The sequence below is a fragment of the Polaribacter aestuariivivens genome, from assembly GCF_005885675.1.
GTDB lineage: Bacteria > Bacteroidota > Bacteroidia > Flavobacteriales > Flavobacteriaceae > Polaribacter > Polaribacter aestuariivivens.
Map to the genome: position 1 here is coordinate 1 of NZ_VANR01000002.1, position 26,957 is coordinate 26,957.

The window sequence follows — 26,957 nt, forward strand, 5'->3', positions numbered from 1 at the left end:
GTGTATGGAGAAGTTAAATTATTATCACCAGAAGTAGCATCAGCTTGCGAACTATGAAAAGTGACGTTAAAGTCATCAGGATCTTGTGAAGCGCCTAACAAATTAATAATTTGACTGTCTAAATCTATATTTTGAATAATTCCATTGGTGTCATCACCATCTAAATCATCATCACAATAAGAAAGGTTAGAAACAGGTGTAAATGTTGGTTCTGGATTTACAATAACATCAAAATTAGAAATTCCGTTGGCACACATGGTTGCTGAATTGTAAACTCTTACATGAATGGTTTCTCTATTAGGTGTTAAGTTTGAATATGGTGAACTTAAAGGATTGTTTCCACTTTGTGCGTCTGCCAAAGTTCTATGATAGCTTACTGAGTTTATGGTGGCATCTTGACTGCCTAAAATTGTAGCAGTTTGAGCATCTAAATCAATACTTTGCGAAAAACCATTTCTGGCAGAACCATCAGAATTATCGTCACACACTTCTAAATCATCTACAAAATTGGCAATTGGTAAAGGATTTACAATTACGTTAAATGAGGTATGGTCTGTAAAACAACCAGTTGTATTATTGGTAACTCTCACGAAAATTTCTTGTGAATCTGGAATTGTATTTGTAAAAGGTGTGTTTTGAGGATTAGAACCAGCATTGGCATCTGCAGCAGAAAGGTGATAGGTTACTGTAAAATCAGAGGAAGGTTGTGAGCCCAAAATATCATTTGTTTGTGAATCTAAATCGAAGCTTTGTACAAGTCCATTTGTAGCATCACCATCGTTTCCATCGTCACACAATTCTAAATCTGTAACAGGATTTGCGGTTGGAACAGCATTTATTTGTAAGTAAAACTCTCCTAAACCTTGACAATTATTATTAACTGTACTTAATATTTTGTAATAGATTGGGAATCTAATTCCATCTGAATTAGTTGTAATATCTATTTTGTTGATATCATTTCGGTAATTTGTAATATCAATCTCATTTAAGGTGTTGTTTCTATCAGTTTCATTTTCAAAATATTTAATTTCTATATTGATAGGATTCGTAAGGTTTGATTTTATTTCATTTTCAATACTAGTTTTGTCTAAAATAAAATTAGTTATAAAATCGGTATCATCATTGGCACCAGGAGTATCATTTCCATCTGCATCTAAAAAATCGTCACAGGCAGGAGGTTGTAAATCGTCATAAGCATTGTCTGGAGTTTCACCAACGTTAATTTTTAGCTCAATTAAATCTCTGGCACAATCTTGATCAGAAATAACTCTTACAAATACAGATTGTGTTGTGTTAGAAATAACTGGATATGCAGTTTCATCTGTTATTCTGTTTGTTCCTGCAGCATCTACATAGTATTCGAATCTAACATTTGGTGTATCAGAAATACTACTTTCTGCCAACGTTAAATTTACTGTTGGGTTAGTTGTACCTAATGCAACACAATGATCTAGTTCAGGATTTGCTTTTAATACAGGTAAAGGATCTACAATTAATTGAAAAGAAGTAAACGAACTTCCTGCAGCATCATTTGAAACAGCATTACAGCTAGTATTATTTACATTTTCTATACGCACAAAAATTCTTTCTGAATTTGTAACAGTACGATTTGTGTTTTTATCAATAGCATCAGTAGTATTGTCAGTTTGAGCTCCAGTAAGTGTTGTGTGGTAAGTGATATTGTACAAACTAGCGTCTAAAGAACCTAAAATTTCTGAGTCTTTTGAACTTAGTAAAAAGGTTTCAATGATTCCATCTGTATCACTACCACTTGCAGTATCATCACATATTCTATAATCTGTAGGTTGTGTTGGTACAGGTAAATCATTTACATTTAATTCAAAACTAGTAATATCAAAACAAGCTTCTGATGCATTTTTATTTTGAACTCTAGCAAAAATTGTTTGTCGACTAAATGCGGTTGGATTTGTATATGGATTTGCAATAGGGTTATCACCAGAAGTTGCATCTGCTAAATTTGTATAATACAAAACTTCAAAAGTAGTAGTGTCTTGTCCGTTTAAAATATCAGAGGTTCTGTCTGCTTGTAAATCAAATTCATTAAATCCGTCTCTATCAACATCACAAAAATCAATATTAGAGGGTTGTGTTGCGGTTGCAGATTCGAAAATATCTACGTTAAAAGTTGCGTTATATTGAGTAACATTTCCACAATCGTCCGTAAGTTTTACAGTTAATGTGTAGGAACCAGCATCATCAGGCATTATATTTATGAGAGATAAATCCTTATCTGAAGAAACTGAAGAAATTCTAGTTCCATTGTCAAAGTTCCATTCATAAGTTATACCACTTCCACTAACTATTTCTGATACTATAGTTTTATCTTGTCCAATACAAAATTTTAAATCTTGATTATTTATGGCTGTATTTGTATCCGCGTCAGTAATTTCAATTGGTAGTAATAAGGATGATAAAAATGGAGGTAAACCTTGACTTGCAGTGACACTACCATCACCAACTTTTACAGAAAGATGTGAATAATCACAATCTCTCCCTAATTTTTCAGGATTATTAATAACACTTATAAAATTAGATTCATTTGAGGTCCAATATATTTTACCATCAGGTCCTAGTTGTAAAGCTCCTCTAGAATTAAAATAAGTATGAACAAGAAAAACACTATTATTCATGTCTTCTATAGTTGGTTGAGTAAGATCTATTTGATATAAATTTTCATTAGAACTATTAATTCTACCTGTAGACAGATAAAGCCTTCTACTAGATGCAGAAAACTCTACACCATATACATCTCCATTAACCTGAGATTGATCAAATTGTACAGCAAATCTTGCTCCATTAAAATTGGTAATTTCACCTGTTTCATCATTAAAATCAAATAGATACGCTCCATTTGACATATTCGCAGAAACTAATTTAGATCCATCAGGAGATACTTTTAAATATCCTCTAGGATCAGCACTTGCATTGTAACCGTTTATATTACTTATAGTTGGGTTTCCGACATTAACACCCATATCATCTACTTTATATGCATAAAAATTATTTCCATGAGCGGAAATTACCCAAAAAGCATTGCAATCTTTTGCTCTAACAGCTGTTACTTTTTCAGACCAATTAGAGTGATCTACAGGGTTTCCTAAATCCTGAGGACCAGCAACAACCTCACCCAAACCTCCGTTTAAAGACATATCTATTGTGTAATACCAAAAACCTGCATTATTACTAGGTTGTTGAGCACCCACTGTAAATAGATAATAAATATTAGGTTTTCCAGGAGCAGGAACTGTTAATGCAGATTGAGAACTAGAAGAATCTCCTTCTAAACCAACCCCGTTTGGCATGGGAGTATTGTTTTTATTCCAAATTGTTAAATTATTAGTGGTTGGTGTAGATGCTCCAACGTAAAATAATAAATTACCATCAGCATCTGCAAACGATGAACAACCTTCAAGTGTATTTAATTGACTACCAGAAACAGGAACTGGAGTTCCTGAATTAAAATCTAAAGCAGCATTATTTCCAAAATACCAAAAATTGGCTTCTTTTTGAGAAAATAAATTTAATGTAAAAAAAAGTATAAAAAGAGGTAAAAAATTCTTCATTTGACGCTATTTGTATAGTAAACGTCAAATATATTTAAAAAGTACTACAAATCTCTCTTTTTTAACAGTGTAAAAGACAAATAAATAAATATGAATGTCCAAACAGAAACTATTACAACAGTAGAAAAATCTACAGCGTAACTTTTAGAAAAAGTTTCACCAATTTGACTTGCTACAGACCTTACAGCACCTAGTCTTGAAAATGGCTCTTTTATTAAGTTAGCCATCGCTTCAAAAGGTAAAAATTGCATTACACCATCTACTTTTTCAGTTGTATTTTCTGAGTCTTTAAAAGTCCAAAATAAGTATCCTTTAAAAATACTTTCAATAAAAAACCATACAACCATAGCACCCACTGCAAATGCAGAACGTTTTACTAAGATTCCGAAAAATAATCCCATAGAAAAGAAACCTACCAGTTTTATAAAAAAGGCAAGAAGGTATTGTAAATCGGAAGTAATAATTGCAAGTTCTGTATAATCTGAATAAAATAAGCCTAAGATTAAAGATACTAAGAAAACAAATAATGTAGAAATTAAAGCAAAAACAATAACAGTATAAAACTTAGAAAGTATAAATTCTTTTTTACTCAAACCATCAATTAAGTTTTGTTTTAATGTTTTGTAGCTATATTCATTAGACATCATAGAAACAATGACTAATAATAAAAAGAATTTTAAAATAGCAGCAATATAGGTGTTAAAATGCCAAATGTATGGAAAGTTAAAAATACCAATTTCTGCCAAATGAAATTTTATTGGACCAATATCAAACTTAATAGCAGCTATTAAAGCGATACAAGTTAATAAGCCAAAATAAATTAGCGATAAAACCTTACTGGCTCTATTGTATTTTAATTTATGAAATTCTATAGTTAGTAGTCTTAGCATGACTTTATTTTTTAAAATGATGATTAGTTGTTGTTTGTTAAATCTAAAAATTGCTGTTCTAAACTTGGTTTACGTTTTACCAAATGACTTAAAACAATACCTTTTTTAAATAAAAATGAGTTCATTTCTGATGCCGTTAATGTATCATTTAAAGTCGCAATTACGATGTCATGTTCTTTGGTAACTTTAAGTATGGAAGGGTGTTTTTCAAGTTCTAATAACAAGTTAGCTTCGTTTTCTTCTACTTTTAGTTCAAACAAACCATTTGAGGTTGTCATTTCATCAACTCTACCACTGTATAACTTTATTCCTTTTCGTATTACAACAACATGCGAACATACTTTTTCTACTTCATCTAAAAGGTGAGAGGCTAATAAAATAGTTGTTCCTGTACTTGCAATTTTTTGAATTATTTGACGAATTTCATGAATTCCTTGAGGATCTAAACCATTTGTAGGTTCATCTAAAATTAAAATTTCTGGATCATTTAACAATGCAGATGCAATTGCTAAACGTTGTTTCATTCCTAAAGAAAATGTTTTGAATTTACTATCTCTTCTATCGTAAAGATTTACGGTTTTTAATTTTTCGTCGATTTTTTCTGAAGAAATTCCCTTAATAGTACAAATTAATTTTAAATTTTGTACAGCTGTCATATATGGGTAAAAGTTTGGTCTTTCAATTATAGCACCAACTTTTTTTAATGCTTCGTGTGTAGATAATTTTCCGTCAAACCATGAAAATTCACCAGAAGTTCTGTTTACAACATTTAAAATAATACCTAAAGTGGTTGATTTTCCACTTCCATTTGGTCCTAAAATGCCATAAACATTTCCTTTTTGAATATCAAAAGAAAGGTTGTTTACTGCATGAACAGCACCATATTTTTTATCGAGATTTTTGAGTGATAAGATAGTTTCCAAAGAAATTGTATTTAGTCAGTTATAATTGTAAGACGACTAATTTACAAAATTGTTACGGGAAAAATTTGTTATTGTTTAAAAGCGTATTTGTGTAATTGGTAATATGATTATATAACAACCATATTTTAAGGTAGGTAGCAAATTATTTTGATTAATACTCAGTGTAATCAAAATCATCATCAAAATGACCATAATCATCATCTATATCTCCTTCATCCCCAAAAAGTTGTTCTGGATTTTCTGCAATAAATTCTTTTTCAGGTGCTTTTTCTGGAATTTCACCAACGTTTAAAATAATGGCTGGTAAATCATCTTTTTGTTCATCAGAAATTTGAACAACATCTACATAAAAAGTCCACATTTTAAGAAAATCATAAACATAAATAAGTTTGTCATTTTCTTCAGGTAAAGTTTCTAATAAAGCACAGGTTTTCATAGAAAGTCCTTCACCTGCCTCTGCCATATTAAATAACGGAATTTCTTCACCTTGATTCCATTCTTCATCAGTTCTGTAAAAAGATGCCATTTCTTGCCCTTCAAAGCCAAAAGACTTCGCAATTGTAAAGTGTAAATCTTCTAAATTAATAGCATCATTTACTAAAATGGTTCTAATTACATCTTCGTTAGTGTCTAAAATTACGCGTATTTTGTACATATAATGCTTTAACTTTTCGAGTGCAAAAATACAAATTTTTATGTGTATTTTTACATATTAAATAATAGTAAATGAACAAAACTGAAATTTTGAAAGCATTTAATGAGCGCTCTAAAAACACGCTTATGGAAACTCTTGATATAGAATATGTTAATGTTGGTGATGATTTTTTAACTGCAAAAATGCCTGTGAATACTAGAGTTCATCAACCTTATGGACAATTACATGGAGGTGCAACAGCTGCTTTAGCAGAAAGTGTTGGTAGTGCAGCTTCTAACTTTTTTATTGATCATAAAAATCAGTTTATAAACGGAATTCAACTTTCTATAAATCATATAAAAGGTAAAAGAGAAGGTACCGTTTTTGCTACTGCTAAAAACATTCATAAAGGTAGAACAACTCACTTGTGGGAAGTTACAATTGTTGATGAAAATAATCAGCTTATTTCCGTAGCAAAAATGACCAACATTGTTTTAGATATTCATAAAAAATAACGTTTAGTATTGAATAATTTACTCGAAAAAATCACCTATCATTTTAATGATAAATTACCATTTGTAGTTTATAGAAAACCTAACGAAACTACTGTTACTGGTTTTTTTATGAATGATGATGAGTTACATTTTGTAGATAATTTTACGGAAAGTGGTTTTGTTTTTGCACCTTTTGATAGTGCTGAAAAATCAATTTTATTTCCATTAAATAGAGCACTTTTTATTTCAGAAGAATTAGTTAACAAAGAAAAAATTATTGAAAAAAAACCTTTTTCTGTTGATGATTCCTCCAAAAAAAAACATGTTCAAATAATTGAAAAAGCAATTCATGAAATAAAAACTACAGATTTGCAAAAGGTGGTAATTTCTAGAGAAGAACTTGTAAAAATTTCTTATTTCGATGTTTTAGAAATTTACAAACAATTACTTTTTACTTACAAAAATGCTTTTGTGTATGTTTGGTTTCATCCAAAAGTAGGTTTGTGGTTTGGTGCAAGCCCTGAAACACTTTTAATAATTGAAGATGAGGCTTTTAAAACCATGTCATTGGCAGGAACTCAAGTTTATAATAACACTGAAAAACCAGTTTGGAAATCGAAAGAGTTAGAAGAGCAACAATTGGTAACTAACTTTATTAAAAATCAATTAAAAGATAGCACTACTAATTTAATAATTGATAAAACAGAAACCATTAGAGCCGGAAATTTATTGCATTTAAGAACCAAAGTATCTGGAATGCTAAAAGAAAGTTCAACTTTAGAACAATTAATTAGAGCTTTGCATCCAACACCAGCTGTATGTGGTTTGCCTAGAAAAATAGCCAAAGATTTTATTGATACTAACGAATCTTATAACAGAAGTTTTTATACAGGTTTTTTAGGTGAATTAAACCTTCAAAATGCAACTTCAACATTAAAAAAAACTCAGTTATTTGTTAATTTGCGTTGTATGAAGGTTCAGGATGATGTTGCTTCGGTTTTTGTTGGCGGTGGAATTACAAAAGATAGTAATGCTGAGAATGAATGGGAAGAAACAGTTTCCAAAGCAAAAACAATGAAACAAGTTTTATAAATAAACAAAAGCCACAAATAGTAAATTTGTGGCTTTTTGCAATGTGTAAAATTGAATTTGAATTGAAATTGTTTGTATGAACTAAATTTTGAAATTGCTCATTAAAATAGTTGATACGATTTAAGTTTTAAATCTTATATATCTTCAAAAGATACGTCTGTAAAGCTTCCTGTAGATTTTGTTTCCTCAGAAGTATCTTCTTTCTTAAAATCTTTTTGATGACGCTCGCTAATTACTTCATTTCCTTTTTCGGTAACTATGTAATCTGTTGCTTTTTTTAGCATTTCATGAAAATCTGCAAAATCTTCTTTATACAAGTAAATTTTGTGTTTTTGATAATGAAAAGTTCCATCATCGTGCGTAAATTTTTTACTTTCTGTAACTGTTAAGTAGTAGTCATCTGCCTTTGTTGCTCTTACATCAAAAAAGTAGGTTCTTCTTCCTGCTCTTAATACTTGTGAAAAAATTTCTTCCTGTTCAACTCTCTCTGCCATAATCTTTATAAATAGTAGTTATAATTTTTATTTTATGTAACAAATCTAACAAAATATTTAATGTAGCAATGTTAAAGATTAATTTTCTTTTTCTAAAAGTTGTTGCTCATACAGCTCTTTGTAATAACCTTTTTCTGTTAATAACTGATTGTGAGTTCCTTGTTGTGTAATTTTACCATCGTCTAAAACTAAAATTTTATCGGCATTTTTGGCAGATGAAACTCGGTGACTGATAATAAAAGTGGTTTTATTTTGTGATACTTTTTTAAGATTTTCTAAAATTCTTTCTTCAGTTTCAGTATCTACAGCTGATAAACAATCGTCAAAAATTAATATTTTAGGATTTTTAATAATGGCTCTTGCAATGGAAACACGTTGTTTTTGTCCTCCAGAAAGTGTTACACCTCTTTCACCTAAAATGGTTTTATAGCCTCTTGGAAAATCGATTATATTTTCATGTACAACAGCATCTTTTGCTGCTTTTATAATTTCTTGTTCTGTGGCATCTTCTTTTCCGAATTTTATATTATTTTCAATTGTTTCAGAAAATAAAAATGGGTCTTGTGGTACAAAACCAATTTGGTTTCTAATATCATTTAAATTTGCATCTTCAATATTTTTTCCATCCAAAAGAATTTCTCCTTCTTTGGTATCGTATAAACGTGCAATTAGTTCTATAATGGTAGATTTTCCAGAACCAGTTTTTCCTAGAATAGCAACAGTTTCTCCAGGTTTTACTGTAAAACTGATATTTTTTAATGCAGTAATATTGGTGTCATCATAAGTAAATGTTACATTTTTAAAAGCAACTTCACCTATTAAATTTGTTGGTGAATTATTATGATTTTGTATTTCTGGTACTTCATCTAAAAATTCATTAATTCTTGCTTGTGAAGCTTCAGCTTGTTGTATCATAGAAGTTACCCAGCCAACAACTGCAACTGGCCATGTTAAAATATTTACATATAATAAAAACTCTATAATGGTACCAATTTGAATTTCGTCATTTATATATTTTTGTCCGCCAACATAAATTACAATCAAATTACTTAAGCCAATTAATAAAATCATTAATGGAAAAAAAAGTGCATTTGCTCGTTGTAAGTGTATGTTTTTTTCTTTGCTTTGATTTGCAATTTCATCAAAATCTTGTATGATTTGTTTTTCTATTCCATAAGACTTTACTACGCTTATTCCAGAGAAAAATTCTTGATTAAAAGTGGTTAATTTTGATAAGTATTGCTGCACTATGGTGCTTCTTTTATGAATTACTTTGCTTAAAACAAAAATTGAAATAGATAAAAAAGGAAATGGAATTAATGTATACATTGTTAGTTCTACATCAATGCTTATCATTTGCGTAAAACCTACTGCTAAGAGTACAATCATATTCATACTGTACATAACAGCTGGACCAACATACATACGTACTTTAGAAACATCTTCGGAAATTCGATTCATTAAATCGCCAGTTCTGTTTTTTTTGTAAAAATTTAGTGATAACCTTTGGTATTGTTGATAAATTTCGTTTTTCAAATCAAACTCCACTAATCTAGAAGTTACAATAATGGTTTGGCGCATTAAAAAAGTAAAAAAACCAGCTAAAACTGCAACTCCAACAATTATTAATATATTCATTAAAAGTTCGTGCTCAACTTCTTTTAATAAAATAGCTAGTTCTGCTTCAGAAACATTATTTTTTTTTGCTGTTTGGTAATCTTCAACAACATTTAAAGAATCTCCAACAATTTGCGGTACTTTTAATGCTAAAATTTTAGAAAGAATGGTTATTAATATACCTATTAACAATCGCCATTTGTATTTAATAAAGTATTTATTAATGTATTTTAAAGCCTTCAATTCTGTTATTTAAATTGTTTAAAATGTATAAAGTTTTTATGTTTTCGATAAATTTTGAATAAAATACACCGAAAAAAAGAATATTTTAAGCTACGAAGATACTATTTAATCACTTAAAATTTTGCCAAAATGGGTACGTATTTTTAATGTGAAGTTTCTTTAAAAGATTTTAAAAACAATATCATTTAAAATAAAATAATACTATTTTTGCAGCGTGTTAAAAAAACATTTAACAATTTACATATTTAAGTTCTTTTAGAAAATGATTAACAGAAGACATATTCGAGTTAAAGTAATGCAATCTGTGTATGCAATGGCACAATCTCATAATGACGACCTTGTTAGAGAAGAAAAATTTTTAAAACATAGTATTTTAAAAATGTTTGATTTGTACGTTTTAAACCTACAATTGTTGGTAGAAGTACAAAAATTGGCATCCAAAAAAATTGCACTTTCTAAAAAGAAAATCTTAGCAACTTCAGCAGATTTAAAACCCAACACAAAATTTATTGACAACAAATTAATCAATGCAATTGCCGAAAGCGTGAGTGTAGAAGGCTATATTGAGTTAAATAAATTAAATAATTGGGAGTTAGATGACGAATATGTAAAAATTATTTTTGACGAATTACAAAAAAGTGATTTGTATCAAAAATATTTAAATACAGAAGAAGATTCTTTTAAAGTTGATAAAACATTTGTTATTGATTTTTTCAAGCAAATTATTGCACCAAATGAAAAATTAGGTGACTATTTTGAAGATAAAATGATTTCTTGGGTAGATGATATTCCTTTTGTAAATACTTGGGTTGTAAAATCTTTAAGCAAACAAAAAAACACATTATTTGTTTTAGGTTCTTTATATAAAGACAAAGATGATGAAGATTTTGTTTCAAACTTGTTTCGTAAAACTGTTTTAAAACAAGCCGATTATGAAAAAGATATTGTAGACAAAACTCCAAATTGGGAATCGGATAGAATTGCAGATATTGACATGATTTTAATAAAAATGGCAATTACAGAGTTTATTAATTTTCCTTCAATACCTACCAGAGTAACAATAAATGAATACATAGAAATTTCTAAAGACTATTCTACCTCTAAAAGTAGTTATTTTATAAACGGAGTTTTAGACAGAATTTCTAAGGAGTTTGTAAACGAGAAAAAAATTGTTAAAATAGGTAGAGGTTTACTTTAAAATCTTGTAAACCATAATTAATTTATTATTTTTACAAAAAATATAATCAAAATGAAAAAAATATCATTCTTATTCGCATTCGTAATTGCTTCTGCAACTTTAGTTTCTTGTGGAAATGACAATGCTACTTCAAAAATTAATAAAGGAAATTTAGAAAATGCAAAAACTAGAGATGCTGAAATTAAAAAAGGAACAGCATCAATTTCTTTAGATAAAAAAGAGTATGATTTTGGTACTGTAAATGAAGGCGATATTGTAGAAACTGTATTTAAAGTAACAAATACTGGTAAAACAGATTTAGTAATTACAAATGCAACTGGATCTTGTGGTTGTACAGTTCCTGTTTGGCCAAAAGCACCAATAAAACCAGGAGAAACTGGTGATGTTGAAGTGAAATTTAATACTTCAGGAAAACCTAACAGACAAATGAAAACAGTAACTTTAACTACAAATACAGAATCTGGTAGAGAAATTCTTACTTTAAAAGGTTCAGTAACACCAAAAGCAAAATAAATTAAAAGAATGTTTCAAACAATAATATTACAAGCAGAATCAGGAGGTTTAATGAGTATGCTACCTTTTGCAGCAATGATTTTAGTCTTATACTTATTTATGATAAGACCACAAATGAATCGTCAAAAAAAGGAAAAAGCTTTTCAAGCAGAAATAAAAACAGGTTCTAAAGTAATTACTTCAAGTGGAATTCACGGTAAAATTACAGACGTAAATAGTGCAGATAATACTGTAACTATTGAAACTGGTGCTGGAAGAATAAAATTTGAACGCTCTGCAATTTCTATGGAATTAAGTAAAAAATACTTAAAACCAGCAGACAAAAAATAAAAACACACAAACAATATTTAAAGTGAGTATGGTCTTTTTTTAGATGATACTCACTTTTTTGTTTCCCTGCTTTTATGTAGATTGCATTAAAATAAAAACTATTGAAATCAAAAAGTAAAATACCCAAAACATTTGTAGGCTTTTTATTAGCCTCAGTACTTATTTGGTTTTTAATTACACTTTCCAAAGAGTATGTTACTACGCTAAATTATCCAATAGAATATAATAGCATTTCTCAAAATAAATTATTACAATCTGCACCCAGAAAAGAAATCAACCTTATTGTAAAAGCTTCAGGTTTTAAACTTTTAAAAACCAATTTTGGTAAAAAACCAATACAAATTAAAGCGAACAATTTATCAAGAAAGAAGAATGATATTTATTATATTCTTACCAAAAATCAATTGGGTAGTATTCAAAAACAACTTCCTTCAGGTGTTCGTGTTCAAGAAATATTACAAGACTCTTTATTGTTAGATTTAGGAACTTTAACAAGTAAAAAAATTGCTTTAAAACCAAATGTAGATATTCAGTATTTTATTGGTTACGATTTATCAAACGAAATAAAAATAATACCAGATAGTATTGTAGTTTCAGGGCCTAAAAAAGAAATAGATAGCTTATCAGCGTTAGAATTATCTTCCTTAGTAATGAAAGACGTAAAAAGCGATTTTAAAAAAGAAGTAAGCATTTTAAAACCTAAAAACAGTACAAACTTAAAATTTAAAAAAACCAAGGTTTATGTAGAAGGTAAAGTGGAAAAATTTACAGAAGGTACTTTAAAAGTTCCATACAGAATAACAAATTTACCTTCAGATGTAAAGTTAACTACCTTACCAAAAACGGTAGAAATTGTTTTTGTAGTTTCACTCTCTAACTTCAATAAAATTAATGAAGGTTCTTTTCAAGTTGAATGCAATTACAATGTTGCTAAAGAAAATAATTTAAATTATTTGATACCTAAAGTAACACAAGCATCAAAATTTGTGAAAAGTTATAAAATAGTACCAAATAAAGTTGATTTTTTAATTCAGAAATAAAAAATGATAGTTGGTTTAACAGGTGGTATTGGAAGTGGTAAAACAACTGTTGCAAAAATGTTTGCTGAAAAAGAAAATGTAATTATTTACATTGCAGATTTGGAAGCAAAAAAACTAATGAATTCTTCAAAAACAATTAAAACAAAATTAATTGAAGCATTTGGAGAAAACACTTACCAAAACAACCAATTAAACAGGCAGTTTATTGCAAATATTGTTTTTAATAACAAAAGTAAATTAGCAATTTTAAATAGCATAGTACATCCAGAAGTAAAACTTCATTTTAAAAACTTTGTACAAAAACATCAAAACAAAACTTATATCATATATGAAAATGCAATTCTGTTTGAAAGTAAAGCAGACAAAATGTGTGATTTTATAATTTCTGTTTATGTGCCTTTAGAAGAACGAATTTTAAGAATTCAAAAAAGAGATAATGCTACAAAATCAGAAATTTTAGCAAGAATAAATAGCCAATTTAAAGAAGAAAAAAAACTACTTCAATCTAACTACTTAATAGAGAATATTTTACTTGAAAAAAATTCAAAACAGGTAAATAATATTCATAATATTTTAACACAAAAAACAACCTTGATTTAATATTATTCAGTTTTTTTGTTAAAAAACACTTAAAATTTCACTAAATCAGTTAATTAAAGTTAAAAACTATAATTTCAAATTTTGAATGTATTAAATTTGATTTATGCGAAGAAAAATGTTTATTACCATCGTTGTTTTGATGAGTATTTCCTTAATAGGAATTATTACTGTACAACTGTATTGGATAAACAATGCATTAGAAAGTAGGCAAGAACAATTTAAAAATGATGTTCAAATATCTTTAGGTAGTGCAACCGAAAGAATTAAGAACAGTGAAACGAGCCTTTTTAGGAAAAAAATTCAAAATTTCATTAAAGAAAAAGGGAGTGCAGATAACGCACAACTAAAAAGTTTGCTAATTCAAGAAATTGATACAACAACCAAACGTAAATTTACTTACGGAAGTACCATTTTAGAAGAAAATTTTAAGCTGCCAACCGATTTTTTAAATAACGATTCAGTTATATTTAAAAGGTTTAAAGCTAAAAAAGATTATTTTGAAACAAGAATTACCACAAGTGTTGATGATTTGTTTAAATCTAACGACGAAACAAAATTTACATTTACCAAAAATTATCAAGATTTAGAAGACATACAAATTGATAAATTATATAAAGATTATAATAGCAGAAAACCAATACATTTAAGAATTAGCAACAAAGAGCTAAACAACACCATAAAAGAAGAATTAGCGAAAAGAAACATTTTTTTAGATTTCAAATATGGAGTGTATACAAAAGATGGTTTAGCTACAAAATTAAAGTCAGGTTATTATACAATCAACAGAAAAAACAGCTATCCTTATCCGTTGTTTAATGATGAAGATGGAGATGTTGAATATGATTTATACATAACCTTTCCTAAAAAAAATGAGCACATATTATCAGGTATATCTAGTATTTTGTTGCTCTCTTTATTTTTTATACTAATTATAATTATTGCATTTTCAAGTTCATTGTATCAACTAATTCGTCAGAAAAAAATATCAGAAATTAAAACTGATTTTATTAATAATATGACACACGAATTTAAAACGCCAATTGCAACCATAAATTTGGCTTTAGACTCTATTAAAAATCCTAAAATTTTAGGAGATAATGATAAAGTTTTACGATACGTGCAAATGATTAGAGATGAAAATAAACGAATGCATTCACAAGTTGAAAACGTTTTACGAATTTCTAGATTAGAAAAAAATCAAATTGATTTAAGTAAGGAAACCATAGATATTCACGACGTAATTGAAGACGCAATCACACACGTGAGTTTATTGGTAGATGATAGAAAAGGACGCATAAAAACATATTTCAAAGCAGTAGTTTCAGAACTACCTGGAAATCAATTTCATTTAACAAATGTGGTTGTAAATATGTTAGAAAATGCAATAAAATATTCTGAAGGAGCACCAATAATAGACGTTTATACAGAAAGCACAAACAAGTTTTTCATATTCAAAATTCAAGACAAAGGAATAGGAATGGGAAAAGCTGTACAAAAACAAATTTTCAATAAATTTTATAGAGAACAAAAAGGAAACATTCACAACGTAAAAGGTCATGGTTTAGGTTTGGCCTATGTAAAAGAAATAGTAGAAAAACATCATGGAACGGTTTTTGTCGAAAGTGAAAAGGGACAAGGAAGTACGTTCACAGTAAAATTACCTTTAATTTAAAAAAGTAAAACAATGGGAAGTAAAAAGATTTTATTAGTAGAAGACGATCCAAATTTTGGAACAGTTTTAAAAGATTATTTAGCATTAAACGACTACAACGTTACACATGCAAAAGACGGTATAGAAGGATTAATCATGTTTAAAAACAGCGATTATGATTTATGTATTTTAGATGTTATGATGCCTAGAAAAGATGGTTTTTCTTTAGCACAAGATATTAGAAGCACTAATAAAGAAGTGCCAATTATATTTTTAACGGCAAAAACATTAAAAGAAGATGTTTTAAAAGGATATGCTGTAGGAGCAGACGATTATTTAAACAAACCTTTTGATTCTGAAGTATTATTGCATAAAATTAAAGCAATTTTACAACGTAAAGAAACAGATAGTACTGCAGAAAGCGAACAATTTGAGTTTACAATTGGTGGTTTTTTCTTCAACTCTAAATTAAGACATTTGTCTGTAGGAAAAGATGGAGAACCAACAAAATTATCTCCAAAAGAAGCAAAATTGTTACGTATGTTAGCAATTCATAAAAACGATTTAATGCCAAGAGAATTAGCATTAACAAAAATATGGAGAGATGATAACTATTTTACATCTAGAAGTATGGATGTTTACATCGCCAAATTAAGAAAATATTTAAAAGAAGACGAAAACGTAGAAATTTTAAATATTCATGGAGAAGGTTTTAGATTGGTAGATAAAACTTAATCTAAAAACAACTTCCCTATAAAATAAAAACTCAGTTTGCAAACAAACTGAGTTTTTTGTATTTTTAGTACAATTATTTTAACTCAAATTGAGGTAGATGGCGCAATTCATAAAAATTTATAACGAAAACCCAAATCCAAAAGAAATCGCGAAGGTGGTAAAAGTTTTGCGTGCTGGAGGTTTAATTATATATCCTACAGATACTGTTTATGGTTTAGGTTGCGATATATCTAACAATAAGGCCTTAGAAAAAATAGCACAAATAAAAGGCGTTAAACTAGAAAAAGCGAATTTCTCTTTTATCTGTAACGATTTAAGTCATTTATCTGACTACATAAAACAAATAGATTCACCCACTTTTAAAATTCTAAAAAGAGCATTACCAGGACCATATACTTTTATTTTACCAGGAAGTAACAATTTACCTAAAGTATTTAAAAAGAAAAAAACTGTAGGTATTCGTATTCCAGACAATAATATTATAAGAACATTAGTAGAAGCTTTAGGAAACCCTATTGTATCTACTTCCATAAGAGATGATGATGAAGTTTTAGAATACACCACAGATCCAGAGTTAATTTACGAGAAGTGGCAAAATTTAGTTGATGTAGTTATAGATGGTGGTTATGGTGATAATCAAGCCTCAACTGTAATAGACTTAACAGATGAGCCAACAGTAGTTAGAGAAGGGAAAGGAAGTTTAGATATTTTATAAATCTATTTTAAATCATCAAACTTTTTTCTACCCAATACAAAATATTGCCAAACAATACTTGTATGCAAATTGTAGTCTTGTTTTTTCTGCAGTTTTCTTCGTTTTCCTAAAAACTTGAAAAAGTTTTTATAGAAACTAAAATGAGCTTTTAATATAGCCCATGTATGAATTGGTCTTAATTCAACAATAAATTTAATTCCAGCGATTCCATCTAAAATCAAGCGTGAAAAAACAACAAATAAAAACCATTTTTTAGGTACGTTTTTAATGACATTTAATAAACTATTCCTAAAGTTTAAATAAGTTTTATGTGGGTTTGTTTCTTGTAAAGTTGCACCACCAACATGATAAACAGTGGAGCTACCAACGTATTTTACTTTGTACCCAATATTTTGTGTTCTCCAGCATAAATCAATTTCTTCTTGGTGTGCAAAATAATCTTCATCTAAACCTTTTACGTGATGATATATTTTAGACCTTATGAACAAACAAGCTCCAGAAGCCCAAAATATTTCTTTTGTATCATTAAATTGTCCATCATCAGTTTCTAAATTATTAAAAACACGTCCTCTACAATATGGGTAACCATATAAATCTACAAAACCACCTCCAGCACCAGCATATTCAAACTTTTTTTTATCCTTAAAATCTAATAATTTTGGTTGAATTATAGCAGTTTTCTCTTCAGTTTTAAAAAGATGTAAAATAGGTACTAACCAATTTTCTGTAACTTCTACATCAGAGTTTAGTAAACAATAAATATCGGCATCAATAATTTGTAAAGCATCATTATAGCCTTTTGCGTATCCACCATTTATAGCATTTTCTATAATTTTCACGGAAGGAAAAAATTCTTTTATATAAGAAATAGAAGTATCTGTAGATGCATTATCAGCCACGTAAATATCTGCAAGTTCTGAACTAAAACTTACAACTGAAGGTAAAAACTGTTCTAAAAGTTTTTGTCCGTTCCAATTTAATATGACAATGGCTGTTTTCAAGGTTGCGAATTTACATTTTAAAAATTAGTTTGCCTTATAAGAATAAGTTAATTTGAAATTCAAAAATTTATTGGTAATCTGGAATTTCCTTTAAAAAAACGTATGTTTCATTTTCAAAATCCATTTTGCAATAAAAATGAGACAAACCATTGGTAACAATTAAATAATTAGCTCTTAGTTTTAAGTTGTAACGTGCAATTTGATCAAAAGTATCTTGTGTGATTTTTATTGAGGGAGCTTTACATTCAACAATAATATCATGTTTACCTTCATTATTAAAAATTAAAATATCTGTTCTTTTTTTACGGTTATTAATTACCAATTGCTTTTCTAAGGCAATTAAAGAAACAGGATATTTTTTAACATCAATCAAAAACTGTACAAAATGTTGGCGAACCCATTCCTCTGGAGTTAGTACCATATATTTTTTTCTCAAATTATCAAAAATAAGCGTCTTATTTTCGTTACTTTTGAGTTTAAAATTATAGTTAGGTAGATTGAGTTTTTGCATCAATCAAAAGTAAGAAAATGAACGAAATAAACGCAATTGTTTCAGATATTAAGAAAGGAAATTTAAAACCCATTTATTTTTTAATGGGCGAAGAGCCATATTATATTGATAAAATTTCTGATTTTATTGAAGATACTGTATTAGATGAAACAGAAAAGGGGTTTAACCAACAGGTAATGTATGGAAGAGACGTAGCTATAGAAGACATTGTATCTGCAGCAAAACGTTTTCCAATGATGGCAGAAAAGCAAGTTTTAATTGTTAAAGAAGCACAAGATTTAAGTAGAAATATTGAAAAATTAGTTGCTTATGCAGAAAATCCACAACCTACTACAGTTTTAGTAATCAATTATAAATATAAAAAACTAGATAAGCGTAAAAAACTACACAAAGTAATTGCAAAATCAGGACTGGTTTTCGAAAGTAAAAAATTGTATGAAAATCAAGTTTCAGATTGGATTCGTAGAGTTTTGAGCGGAAAAAAATATCAAATTGAACCTAAAGCGGCTTTAATGTTAGTGGAGTTTTTAGGAACAGATTTAAGTAAAATTTCAAACGAATTAAATAAGTTAATGCTTATTCTTCCAAAAGAAACAATCATTAATGATAAACATATTGAAGAGAATATTGGTATTTCTAAAGACTTTAATAACTTTGAATTAAGAAAGGCTGTAGGAGAGAAGAACATCGTAAAAGCCAACAGAATTATCAATTATTTTGCCGAAAACCCAAAAAACAATCCATTAATAATGACAGTTTCACTGTTAAATAGTTTTTTTACACAATTACTCATGTTTCACGGTTTACAAGACAAATCCAAAAATTCGGTAGCAAAAACATTGGGTGTAAATCCTTATTTTGTGGATGAATATTTTGCAGCTGCAAGAAATTACCCAATGCGTAAAGTTGCACAAGTAATTGCTTTTTTAAGAGATGCAGACGTAAAAAGTAAAGGAGTTGGAGCAAAACAAACTCCAGATGATATTTTAAAGGAACTATTATTTAAAATTTTACATTAAAATGAAAAATATTTTTACAAAAGAAGTTTCTAATGAGGTAATTTCTAGAATTGAAAAACTAACTCCAGAAACACAGCCAAATTGGGGTACAATGTCTGTAGCACAAATGCTAGCACACTGTTGTGTAACATATGAAATGGTTTATACAAATAAACATCCAAAACCAAATGCTTTTACAAGATGGATTTTAAAAACAGTAATTAAAAACTCAGTAGTTTCTGAAAAACCATACCCAAAAAACGGTAAAACCGCACCGCAATTTTTAATTAAAGAAGAAAAGCTTTTTGAAACAGAAAAGAAAAGATTAATTGATTTTATTAATAAGACACAACAATTAGGTGAAAATGAATTTGATAACAAAGAATCTCACTCTTTTGGAAAACTAACTAAAAACGAGTGGAATAATATGTTTTATAAACATCTAGACCATCACTTAACACAATTTGGTGTGTAATTTTTTTATCAAAGTATAATTCTTTACTAATAAAAAATTTTTTATTTATTAGATGTTTTAGATACAGTTATAACTAGATGTTAAAAAACATCTACTGCTTGTAGAGCAAATACAATTATTGATTTTATTAGAGACTATAAATATCTAACTCCAAACCAAATAACACAAGCTACTTTTTAAACTTTAACCTACATAGAATCTACACTTTTTGATGAGTGAATATCTCAAAAAACACTTTCATAATTTAAGGAAATAGATTTCAAAATTAGAGTTTTTAGTAAAAAATGAAACACTTTAAACGAGATAGACATCGTATTTTTTAGTGGTTTAAACATCTGTTTTTCAGTAAAATAAACATTGCTTTAACGATTGGGTATAGTGTAAATAATTTTTTCAAAACTACAAATACCTCTTAAACTTCTATATTTGGTAGCTGATATAAGAAATTGTTACTAAATATAAATTTAAAATGGCAAAAACATTATTTGACAAAGTATGGGATTCACATGTAGTACGTAGTGTAAAAGACGGACCAGATGTGTTCTTTATCGATCGTCATTTTATACATGAAGTTACAAGTCCTGTAGCTTTTTTAGGATTAGAAAGTAGAGGAAATAGTGTTGTGTATCCAGAGCGTACATTTGCAACTGCAGATCATAATACACCAACTATAAATCAACATTTACCTGTAGAAGACGCTTTGTCTGCAAATCAGTTAGATGCTTTGGAAAAAAACGCTGCAAAATACGGAATTTCTCATTGGGGTTTAGGAGATAAAAACAACGGAATTGTACATGTTGTAGGGCCAGAAAACGGAATTACATTACCTGGTGCAACTATTGTTTGTGGCGATTCTCATACATCAACTCATGGCGCATTTGGTGCTATTGCTTTTGGTATTGGAACTTCAGAGGTTGAAATGGTATTGTCTACGCAATGTATTATGCAACCCAAACCTAAAAAAATGCGTATCAACGTAAATGGAAAATTAGGTGTAGGAGTTACTCCAAAAGATGTTGCTTTGTATATTATTTCTCAACAAACAACATCTGGTGCCACTGGTTATTTTGTAGAATATGCTGGTGATGTTTTTAAAGATATGTCTATGGAAGGTAGAATGACTGTTTGTAATCTTTCTATAGAAATGGGTGCAAGAGGAGGAATGATTGCACCAGATGAAAAAACATTTGAATATATAAAAGGACGTTCTCAAACTCCTAAAGGAGCAGATTGGGATAAAGCCATGAAATACTGGGAAACTTTATATACTGAAGAAGGCGCAGAATTTGATGCAGAATTTAATTATGATGCAGCAGATATTGAGCCTATGATTACATACGGAACAAACCCAGGAATGGGAATGGGTGTAACAAAATCAATTCCTGTTGCTGCGAACGTAAAAGGAGGAGCAGAAACATATAAAAAATCTTTAGGGTACATGTCTTTCAACGAAGGTGATGCTATGATTGGCAAGCCTATAGATTTTGTATTTTTAGGTTCTTGTACAAATGGTAGAATAGAAGATTTTAGAGCATTTTGTTCTATTGTAGAAGGAAGAAAAAAAGCAGCAAATGTAACTGCTTGGTTAGTTCCAGGTTCACATAAAGTAGTAGATCAAATAAAAGCAGAAGGATTAGATAAAATTATAACGAATGCTGGTTTCGAATTAAGAGAACCAGGTTGTTCTGCATGTTTAGCTATGAATGATGATAAAATTCCAGCAGGAAAATTATCAGTATCAACGTCTAATAGGAATTTTGAAGGACGTCAAGGTCCAGGATCAAGAACTTTATTAGCAAGTCCTTTAGTAGCAGCAGCATCTGCAGTAGAAGGTGTAGTTACAGATCCAAGAACATTATTAACAGCATAAAAGCTATAGCTTTTGGCTTTTAGCCATTAGCTAAAAATTATAAATTATTGCCAATAGTTAATAGCTAAAGGCTAAAAGCATAAAAATATGGCTTACGATAAATTTAATGTATTAACAAGTACAGCATATCCATTACCAATCGAGAATGTAGATACCGATCAAATAATACCTGCTCGATTTTTAAAAGCAACAGAACGTGTAGATTTTGATAAGAACTTTTTCCGTGATTGGAGATACAATCAAGATGGAACACCAAAAGCAGATTTTCCATTAAACAAAGAGATTTATGCTGGTTCTAAAATATTAGTTGGAGGTAGAAACTTTGGTTCAGGTTCTTCAAGAGAACATGCAGCTTGGTCTGTATATGATTTTGGACTTCGTTGTGTAATTTCTTCTGAATTTGCAGATATTTTTAAAGGAAACTGTTTAAATGTAGGTGTGTTACCAGTTCAAGTTTCTCCAGAATTTGCAGACAAATTATTTGATGCAATTATGGCAGACCCAAAAACGGAAATTAAAGTTGATTTACCTAATCAAACAGTAACTTTAGTAGCAACAGGAGAATCAGAATCTTTTGAAATTAATTCTTACAAGAAAGAAAACATGTTAAATGGTTTTGATGACATTGATTATTTAAAAAACATCGAAAACGAAATTTCTGCTTTTGCTGAAACAAGACCATTTTAAAACGCAATTTTAAGGTTGATTTTATGACTGGTAGAAAGATTGAAATAATGGATACGACACTGCGTGATGGAGAACAAACATCAGGAGTGTCGTTTTCAGTTTCAGAAAAACTAACAATTGCAAAATTATTGTTAGAAGAGCTGAAAGTAGATCGTATTGAAGTTGCATCAGCAAGAGTTTCTAAAGGAGAATTAGAAGCTGTACAAAAAATTACTTCTTGGGCTAAAGAACAAAATTTTTTAGAAAAAATAGAGGTTTTAACCTTTGTTGATGGTGGAAAGTCCATTGATTGGATGGTAGAAGCTGGAGCTAAAGTTCAGAATTTATTAACCAAAGGCTCTTTAAATCATCTTAAATATCAACTAAAAAAAACACCAGAACAACATTTTGCAGATATCAAAGCAACCATTGATTTAGCATCAAAACATAATATAAAAACCAATGTTTATTTAGAAGATTGGTCTAATGGAATGAGAAATTCCAAAGCCTATGTATTTGAGTATTTAGATTTTTTAACGGATCAAAATATTGAACGCATTTTATTACCAGATACATTAGGAATTTTAACTCCAGATGAAACATTTATATTTATTACAGAAGTTCGTAGTAAATACCCAAATACACATTTCGATTTTCATGGTCATAACGATTATGATTTGGGAGTTGCCAATGTTATGGAAGCTGTAAAAGCGGGTGTAAATGGTTTGCATTTAACCATAAATGGAATGGGTGAACGTGCAGGAAATGCACCTTTAGCAAGTGTCATTGCAGTTATTAATGACTTTTTAAAGGACGTAGAAGTTACTGTAAACGAAACCGCTTTAAATAAAGTCAGTAAGCTAGTAGAAACTTTTTCAGGCTTTAGAATTCCCGTGAATAAGCCTGTTGTTGGTGCCAATGTGTTTACACAAACCGCAGGAATACATGCTGATGGAGATAATAAAAACAATCTTTATTTCAATGATTTAATGCCTGAGCGTTTTGGTAGAAAACGAAAGTATGCGCTAGGTAAAACTTCAGGAAAGGCAAATATTCAAAAAAATTTACAAGACTTAGGTTTAAGTTTAAATGATGAGGAACTAAAAAAAGTTACCCAAAGAATTATTGAACTGGGAGATAAAAAAGAAGTGGTTTCTCAAGATGATTTACCATACATTATTTCTGACGTTTTAAGTAGTGACACAATTGAAAGAAGAGTTGTTGTAGAGAATTATGTATTAGGTCATGCAAGAGGTATGAAACCATCAACTACACTACAACTTAGGGTAGAAGGAGTTTTGTATGAAGCACATGCACAAGGTGATGGGCAGTATGATGCTTTCATGAACGCACTCAAAAAACTATACAAAACACACAGTAAAAAAGATTTACCAAAATTGATAGATTATGCTGTTAGAATTCCTCCTGGAAGTAATTCTGATGCATTATGTGAAACGATTATCACTTGGAAAAACGATAAAAAAGAATTTATAACGCGTGGTTTAGATTCAGATCAAACAGTATCTGCAATTAAAGCCACTGAAAAAATGTTAAATATTATATAATAGCTTTTTACTTTTAAGAGTTAGCATTTAGCTAATAACAAAAGGCCAAAGAGCCAAAAGTCAAAATAAATATGAAATTAAATATCGCTTTATTAGCAGGAGATGGAATTGGTCCAGAAGTAATAGACCAAGCAGTAAAAGTATCTGATGCTATTGCAAAAAAATTTAATCACGAAATTAATTGGAAACCAGCGTTAACAGGAGCAGCTGCTATTGATGCAGTTGGTGAACCTTATCCAGATGAAACACATGAAATTTGTGCTTCTTCTGATGCTGTTTTATTTGGCGCTATTGGGCATCCACGTTTTGATAACGATCCTTCAGCAAAAGTTCGTCCAGAACAAGGTTTGTTAAAAATGCGTAAGAAATTAGGATTGTTTGCAAATGTAAGACCAACTTTTACATTTCCATCTTTATTAGATAAATCTCCTTTAAAAAGAGAACGTATTGAAGGTACAGATTTGGTTTTTCTTCGTGAATTAACAGGTGGAATTTACTTTGGTGAAAAGGGTAGAAGAGATGAAGGAGAAACTGCTTTTGACAATTGTGTATATACAAGAGAGGAAGTAAAACGATTAGCAAAAAAAGGTTTTGAGTTAGCAATGACTCGTGGAAAGAAATTATGTTGTGTAGATAAAGCAAACGTGTTAGAAACTTCAAGATTATGGAGAGAAACTGTGCAAGCAATGGAAAAAGACTATCCAGAAGTAGAGGTTTCTTATGAGTTTGTTGATGCTGTTGCAATGCGTTTGGTACAATGGCCAAATAGCTATGATGTTTTGATTACAGAAAACTTATTTGGAGATATTTTAACAGATGAGGCATCAGTAATTTCTGGTTCTATGGGCTTAATGCCTAGTGCTTCATTAGGGGCAGATATTGGTTTGTTCGAGCCAATTCATGGTTCTTATCCACAAGCAACAGGGCTAAATATTGCAAACCCAATGGCTACAGTATTATCTGCAGCAATGATGTTCGAAAACTTTGGTTTACAAGAAGAAGGAAAAGCAATTAGAAATGCTGTAAACAAAGCTTTAAATGAAGGAATAGTAACAGAAGATTTAGCTGACGGAGGAAAATCTTACGGAACAAAAGAAGTAGGAGACTGGTTAGCAGAAAATGTTTAAAGAAAAAATAAAAGCACTCTTATAAAAGAGTGCTTTTTTATTTAAAGTTTTAGTAAAAAAGATAGCTAAAGTTGTTTTACAAAATCTAAAAAAACATTTTTATGTTTTTCCAAATCCAAATTTGGAGAAACTGAAACACGTACAATATAATCCTTATCACCTTCTTTTGTAGTTCCTTGAGTTGAAGTTGCAGGAACTGTCCAGTAACAACCTTTCAACTGTCCATAACTTACACAAAACTTACTTTCATCAGGTATTTCAGAAATCATTAAATGAATCAACTTTAAGTTTAGGGTTCTTTTATAATTTTCTTTTTCTATTTCAGTAGTACCTTTAGTAGGTAAATCCAATGAAAAAACAGAGGGTGTAAAGCCTAATGTTGCTAATTCTTTTGATACAAAGTTTATTTTTGCTTCAGGTAAAACTTTTTGAATATAACTTACAAATTCACGTGTATTTTTATAAGCATCATAAATTCTATTAGTCATAGAAGGAAGTTGCTCAGCTAATATTTTATATTGAAAATCTGTAGCTTCATTATCACAAATATTTAAATGACTTTCTATCTTATTCATTAAATAAGCAGCATTTTCATTAGCAACACAATATCCAGCAGTACATTTTCCACCACTAGGAAACTTAGAACCACTTGCATAAGAAATACTTTTAACATCAGAAAGTGTTTCGTTTTCTCCTAAAAAATGAACATTCGGACAAAATGTTTGATCTAAAATAAAAACTGGAGCAATTGCATTTTCGTTTTCTGAAGTTTTTCTTTTTGCATTTAAAACCTTTTTTAGTGCTACCAAATTAGGGACTTCAACTCTTGGATTTGTTGGGATTTCTGCAATGATAAATGGTACAGCATTTTCATTAGCAATTTTATTTAAAACAGTATCTATACTTTTTATCATATCGTTATCACCGTCAACAGGTAAATCTACTATTTCAACATTTTTAATACACGCTGCAACTCTTCTTGCTTGGTCATTTGTACCACCATAACAATTTGGAGGTACAATAAATTTAATTTTTTTTCCTTTGTAATTATTTTGAGCATCATCAATTAAACCCATCATAATGGCATATTGAATAGATAAACCACTTGAAGAAACTAATGGTTGTGTAATTGTACCTGTAATTTTTTTAAGATGTTGCAATACATTTTTTTTATCTTTTTCAAAAGTATTATCAACCTTACTGTTGAGAGGTTTTTTTACAAAAGAATTTAAAGCACGCAGAGTGTTTTTTGGAGTCATAGCAATTGTTTCTCGTCTTCTTACATGCTGGATTTCTGAAACGTACTTTTCATTTTGTTTTCCGTTTATTAGAAGAATACTTCCTAATTTATTTTTATAGTTAATGTAAAAATCTATGTTTGATGATAGATTAAAATTTAAATTTTCCTCATTTTGATCAATAAAAATATTACTTCCCTCAAACTCATGAACTTCTTTAACGTGCTTAACTTTTTTTAATTCGAACTTATATCCATAAACAGTTTTTAATTTTTCAACATCAAATAAATCTGGTAATTCGTTAACGTAGTTAATTCTGGTAGGTTTGTTTAGTAATAAGTTGCTTCTTAAAACAGCCAGTATAGGCATGGTTTTAGAGTCGAAACTGATAATGTTTTCCGAAGGTAAATCATTATTTTTTGCAATACTCCATTCTAAGATACAAGACAAAGGGTGTCCTAAACGAATATAATCGTATGCAGTTGGTAGGTTTGCTAATGCTGATTTTTCGTAGATATTATTGTTGAATAAGTTTTCAAAATTTTTTAAGAATTGTGTTTTTGCCAACTCTTCATCATAAATATCTAACCTATGTGTTGTTAAATTTAACCAATCATTAGGCATGTTTTCTATGACGTTTTCTATATATTTTTGAATTTTATTGTTTTGCATTTCGTCTATTTTATTGAGCTTGTGAATTTACAATAATTACAATTGTTTGATAATTTTTAAATTTTATGATTTTGTTAAAGT

The 26,957-nt window shown here is 29.3% G+C and carries 25 protein-coding genes; 16 read left to right on the forward strand and 9 right to left on the reverse strand.

The window, feature by feature from the left end; translation table 11 throughout:
* From FDT66_RS03200 to FDT66_RS03215, 4 genes are all read right to left on the reverse strand, one after another.
* Positions 1-3,584: PKD domain-containing protein (locus FDT66_RS03200; RefSeq protein ID WP_138534718.1), on the reverse strand; the 3,584-nt coding region annotated here is incomplete at its 3' end.
* A 44-nt stretch (positions 3,585-3,628) separates the two neighbouring features.
* Positions 3,629-4,474 carry an ABC transporter permease gene (locus FDT66_RS03205; RefSeq protein ID WP_138534719.1) on the reverse strand — a complete coding sequence of 282 codons (846 nt, stop codon included), beginning with the start codon at positions 4,472-4,474 and terminating at the stop codon, positions 3,629-3,631.
* Positions 4,475-4,497: 23 nt separating this feature from the next.
* Positions 4,498-5,397, reverse strand: coding sequence for an ABC transporter ATP-binding protein (locus tag FDT66_RS03210; protein ID WP_138534720.1), 900 nt, complete (start codon positions 5,395-5,397; stop codon positions 4,498-4,500).
* A gap of 151 nt (positions 5,398-5,548) precedes the next feature.
* A complete protein-coding gene (locus tag FDT66_RS03215) occupies positions 5,549-6,052 on the reverse strand; it encodes an IS1096 element passenger TnpR family protein (RefSeq protein ID WP_138534721.1) in 504 nt (167 codons plus the stop codon).
* A gap of 71 nt (positions 6,053-6,123) precedes the next feature.
* Here FDT66_RS03215 and FDT66_RS03220 point away from each other — a divergent pair, with 71 nt between their 5' ends.
* Positions 6,124-6,546: a PaaI family thioesterase gene (locus FDT66_RS03220; protein WP_138534722.1), complete on the forward strand. Its 423-nt coding sequence runs from the start codon at positions 6,124-6,126 to the stop codon at positions 6,544-6,546.
* Positions 6,547-6,555: 9 nt separating this feature from the next.
* Positions 6,556-7,617, forward strand: a complete 1,062-nt coding sequence (locus tag FDT66_RS03225) for a chorismate-binding protein (protein WP_246034749.1) — start codon at positions 6,556-6,558, stop codon at positions 7,615-7,617.
* Between the two features lie 134 nt (positions 7,618-7,751).
* Here FDT66_RS03225 and FDT66_RS03230 read toward each other — a convergent pair whose 3' ends face one another.
* Together FDT66_RS03230 and FDT66_RS03235 are read right to left on the reverse strand one after the other, a co-directional pair.
* Positions 7,752-8,111: a PUR family DNA/RNA-binding protein gene (locus tag FDT66_RS03230; RefSeq protein WP_138534723.1), complete on the reverse strand. Its 360-nt coding sequence runs from the start codon at positions 8,109-8,111 to the stop codon at positions 7,752-7,754.
* 78 nt (positions 8,112-8,189) lie between these two features.
* Entirely contained in the window at positions 8,190-9,971 is a 1,782-nt protein-coding gene (locus FDT66_RS03235) for an ABC transporter ATP-binding protein (RefSeq protein WP_138534724.1), read from the reverse strand.
* A gap of 262 nt (positions 9,972-10,233) precedes the next feature.
* On the opposite strand from FDT66_RS03235, the gene nusB reads away from it, so the two are divergent.
* The 8 genes from nusB (at position 10,234) to FDT66_RS03275 (ending at position 16,753) form a co-directional block, all read left to right on the forward strand.
* On the forward strand, positions 10,234-11,169 hold the full coding sequence (gene nusB / locus FDT66_RS03240) for a transcription antitermination factor NusB (RefSeq protein WP_138534725.1): 936 nt from the start codon (positions 10,234-10,236) through the stop codon (positions 11,167-11,169).
* Positions 11,170-11,220: 51 nt separating this feature from the next.
* Positions 11,221-11,682: a DUF1573 domain-containing protein gene (locus tag FDT66_RS03245; protein ID WP_138534726.1), complete on the forward strand. Its 462-nt coding sequence runs from the start codon at positions 11,221-11,223 to the stop codon at positions 11,680-11,682.
* Positions 11,683-11,691: 9 nt separating this feature from the next.
* A complete protein-coding gene (gene yajC, locus FDT66_RS03250) occupies positions 11,692-12,012 on the forward strand; it encodes a preprotein translocase subunit YajC (RefSeq protein ID WP_138534727.1) in 321 nt (106 codons plus the stop codon).
* A 101-nt stretch (positions 12,013-12,113) separates the two neighbouring features.
* Entirely contained in the window at positions 12,114-13,052 is a 939-nt protein-coding gene (locus FDT66_RS03255) for a YbbR-like domain-containing protein (protein WP_138534728.1), read from the forward strand.
* 3 nt (positions 13,053-13,055) lie between these two features.
* Positions 13,056-13,652 carry a dephospho-CoA kinase gene (gene coaE / locus FDT66_RS03260; protein WP_138534729.1) on the forward strand — a complete coding sequence of 199 codons (597 nt, stop codon included), beginning with the start codon at positions 13,056-13,058 and terminating at the stop codon, positions 13,650-13,652.
* 103 nt (positions 13,653-13,755) lie between these two features.
* A complete protein-coding gene (locus tag FDT66_RS03265) occupies positions 13,756-15,324 on the forward strand; it encodes a sensor histidine kinase (RefSeq protein ID WP_138534730.1) in 1,569 nt (522 codons plus the stop codon).
* Between the two features lie 12 nt (positions 15,325-15,336).
* Positions 15,337-16,038 carry a response regulator transcription factor gene (locus tag FDT66_RS03270; RefSeq protein ID WP_138534731.1) on the forward strand — a complete coding sequence of 234 codons (702 nt, stop codon included), beginning with the start codon at positions 15,337-15,339 and terminating at the stop codon, positions 16,036-16,038.
* Between the two features lie 97 nt (positions 16,039-16,135).
* On the forward strand, positions 16,136-16,753 hold the full coding sequence (locus FDT66_RS03275) for an L-threonylcarbamoyladenylate synthase (protein ID WP_138534732.1): 618 nt from the start codon (positions 16,136-16,138) through the stop codon (positions 16,751-16,753).
* A gap of 2 nt (positions 16,754-16,755) precedes the next feature.
* On the opposite strand, the gene FDT66_RS03280 is transcribed toward FDT66_RS03275, so the two are convergent.
* Together FDT66_RS03280 and FDT66_RS03285 are read right to left on the reverse strand one after the other, a co-directional pair.
* Positions 16,756-17,754, reverse strand: a complete 999-nt coding sequence (locus FDT66_RS03280) for a glycosyltransferase family 2 protein (protein ID WP_138534733.1) — start codon at positions 17,752-17,754, stop codon at positions 16,756-16,758.
* 67 nt (positions 17,755-17,821) lie between these two features.
* A complete protein-coding gene (locus tag FDT66_RS03285; RefSeq protein WP_138534734.1) occupies positions 17,822-18,265 on the reverse strand; it encodes a type I restriction enzyme HsdR N-terminal domain-containing protein in 444 nt (147 codons plus the stop codon).
* Positions 18,266-18,282: 17 nt separating this feature from the next.
* Here FDT66_RS03285 and holA point away from each other — a divergent pair, with 17 nt between their 5' ends.
* The 6 genes from holA to leuB all read left to right on the forward strand — a co-directional run bounded on the left by holA (position 18,283) and on the right by leuB (position 24,966).
* Positions 18,283-19,284 carry a DNA polymerase III subunit delta gene (gene holA, locus FDT66_RS03290; RefSeq protein WP_138534735.1) on the forward strand — a complete coding sequence of 334 codons (1,002 nt, stop codon included), beginning with the start codon at positions 18,283-18,285 and terminating at the stop codon, positions 19,282-19,284.
* A 1-nt stretch (position 19,285) separates the two neighbouring features.
* Positions 19,286-19,738, forward strand: coding sequence for a DUF1569 domain-containing protein (locus tag FDT66_RS03295; RefSeq protein WP_138534736.1), 453 nt, complete (start codon positions 19,286-19,288; stop codon positions 19,736-19,738).
* Between the two features lie 469 nt (positions 19,739-20,207).
* Positions 20,208-21,608, forward strand: a complete 1,401-nt coding sequence (leuC, locus tag FDT66_RS03300; RefSeq protein WP_138534737.1) for a 3-isopropylmalate dehydratase large subunit — start codon at positions 20,208-20,210, stop codon at positions 21,606-21,608.
* An 87-nt stretch (positions 21,609-21,695) separates the two neighbouring features.
* Positions 21,696-22,295 carry a 3-isopropylmalate dehydratase small subunit gene (gene leuD, locus FDT66_RS03305; protein WP_138534738.1) on the forward strand — a complete coding sequence of 200 codons (600 nt, stop codon included), beginning with the start codon at positions 21,696-21,698 and terminating at the stop codon, positions 22,293-22,295.
* Between the two features lie 23 nt (positions 22,296-22,318).
* Entirely contained in the window at positions 22,319-23,839 is a 1,521-nt protein-coding gene (locus FDT66_RS03310; protein ID WP_138534739.1) for an alpha-isopropylmalate synthase regulatory domain-containing protein, read from the forward strand.
* Positions 23,840-23,910: 71 nt separating this feature from the next.
* Positions 23,911-24,966: a 3-isopropylmalate dehydrogenase gene (gene leuB, locus FDT66_RS03315; protein ID WP_138534740.1), complete on the forward strand. Its 1,056-nt coding sequence runs from the start codon at positions 23,911-23,913 to the stop codon at positions 24,964-24,966.
* A 65-nt stretch (positions 24,967-25,031) separates the two neighbouring features.
* On the opposite strand, the gene FDT66_RS03320 is transcribed toward leuB, so the two are convergent.
* Positions 25,032-26,876: a PLP-dependent aminotransferase family protein gene (locus FDT66_RS03320; protein WP_138534741.1), complete on the reverse strand. Its 1,845-nt coding sequence runs from the start codon at positions 26,874-26,876 to the stop codon at positions 25,032-25,034.
* Positions 26,877-26,957 lie beyond the last annotated feature (81 nt).

Bases quoted from the DNA above. Each gene is read 5' to 3' on its own strand.
- FDT66_RS03220 (WP_138534722.1), top strand. From the start codon at position 6,124: ATGAACAAAACTGAAATTTTGAAAGCATTTAATGAGCGCTCTAAAAAC.
- FDT66_RS03245 (WP_138534726.1), top strand. From the start codon at position 11,221: ATGAAAAAAATATCATTCTTATTCGCATTCGTAATTGCTTCTGCAACT.
- nusB (WP_138534725.1), top strand. From the start codon at position 10,234: ATGATTAACAGAAGACATATTCGAGTTAAAGTAATGCAATCTGTGTAT.
- FDT66_RS03295 (WP_138534736.1), top strand. From the start codon at position 19,286: ATGAAAAATATTTTTACAAAAGAAGTTTCTAATGAGGTAATTTCTAGA.
- FDT66_RS03320 (WP_138534741.1), bottom strand. From the start codon at position 26,876: ATGCAAAACAATAAAATTCAAAAATATATAGAAAACGTCATAGAAAAC.
- FDT66_RS03215 (WP_138534721.1), bottom strand. From the start codon at position 6,052: ATGTACAAAATACGCGTAATTTTAGACACTAACGAAGATGTAATTAGA.
- FDT66_RS03285 (WP_138534734.1), bottom strand. From the start codon at position 18,265: ATGCAAAAACTCAATCTACCTAACTATAATTTTAAACTCAAAAGTAAC.
- coaE (WP_138534729.1), top strand. From the start codon at position 13,056: ATGATAGTTGGTTTAACAGGTGGTATTGGAAGTGGTAAAACAACTGTT.
- FDT66_RS03230 (WP_138534723.1), bottom strand. From the start codon at position 8,111: ATGGCAGAGAGAGTTGAACAGGAAGAAATTTTTTCACAAGTATTAAGA.
- yajC (WP_138534727.1), top strand. From the start codon at position 11,692: ATGTTTCAAACAATAATATTACAAGCAGAATCAGGAGGTTTAATGAGT.
- FDT66_RS03275 (WP_138534732.1), top strand. From the start codon at position 16,136: ATGGCGCAATTCATAAAAATTTATAACGAAAACCCAAATCCAAAAGAA.
- FDT66_RS03265 (WP_138534730.1), top strand. From the start codon at position 13,756: ATGCGAAGAAAAATGTTTATTACCATCGTTGTTTTGATGAGTATTTCC.
- leuD (WP_138534738.1), top strand. From the start codon at position 21,696: ATGGCTTACGATAAATTTAATGTATTAACAAGTACAGCATATCCATTA.
- FDT66_RS03310 (WP_138534739.1), top strand. From the start codon at position 22,319: ATGACTGGTAGAAAGATTGAAATAATGGATACGACACTGCGTGATGGA.
- FDT66_RS03205 (WP_138534719.1), bottom strand. From the start codon at position 4,474: ATGCTAAGACTACTAACTATAGAATTTCATAAATTAAAATACAATAGA.
- holA (WP_138534735.1), top strand. From the start codon at position 18,283: ATGAACGAAATAAACGCAATTGTTTCAGATATTAAGAAAGGAAATTTA.
- leuC (WP_138534737.1), top strand. From the start codon at position 20,208: ATGGCAAAAACATTATTTGACAAAGTATGGGATTCACATGTAGTACGT.
- FDT66_RS03270 (WP_138534731.1), top strand. From the start codon at position 15,337: ATGGGAAGTAAAAAGATTTTATTAGTAGAAGACGATCCAAATTTTGGA.
- leuB (WP_138534740.1), top strand. From the start codon at position 23,911: ATGAAATTAAATATCGCTTTATTAGCAGGAGATGGAATTGGTCCAGAA.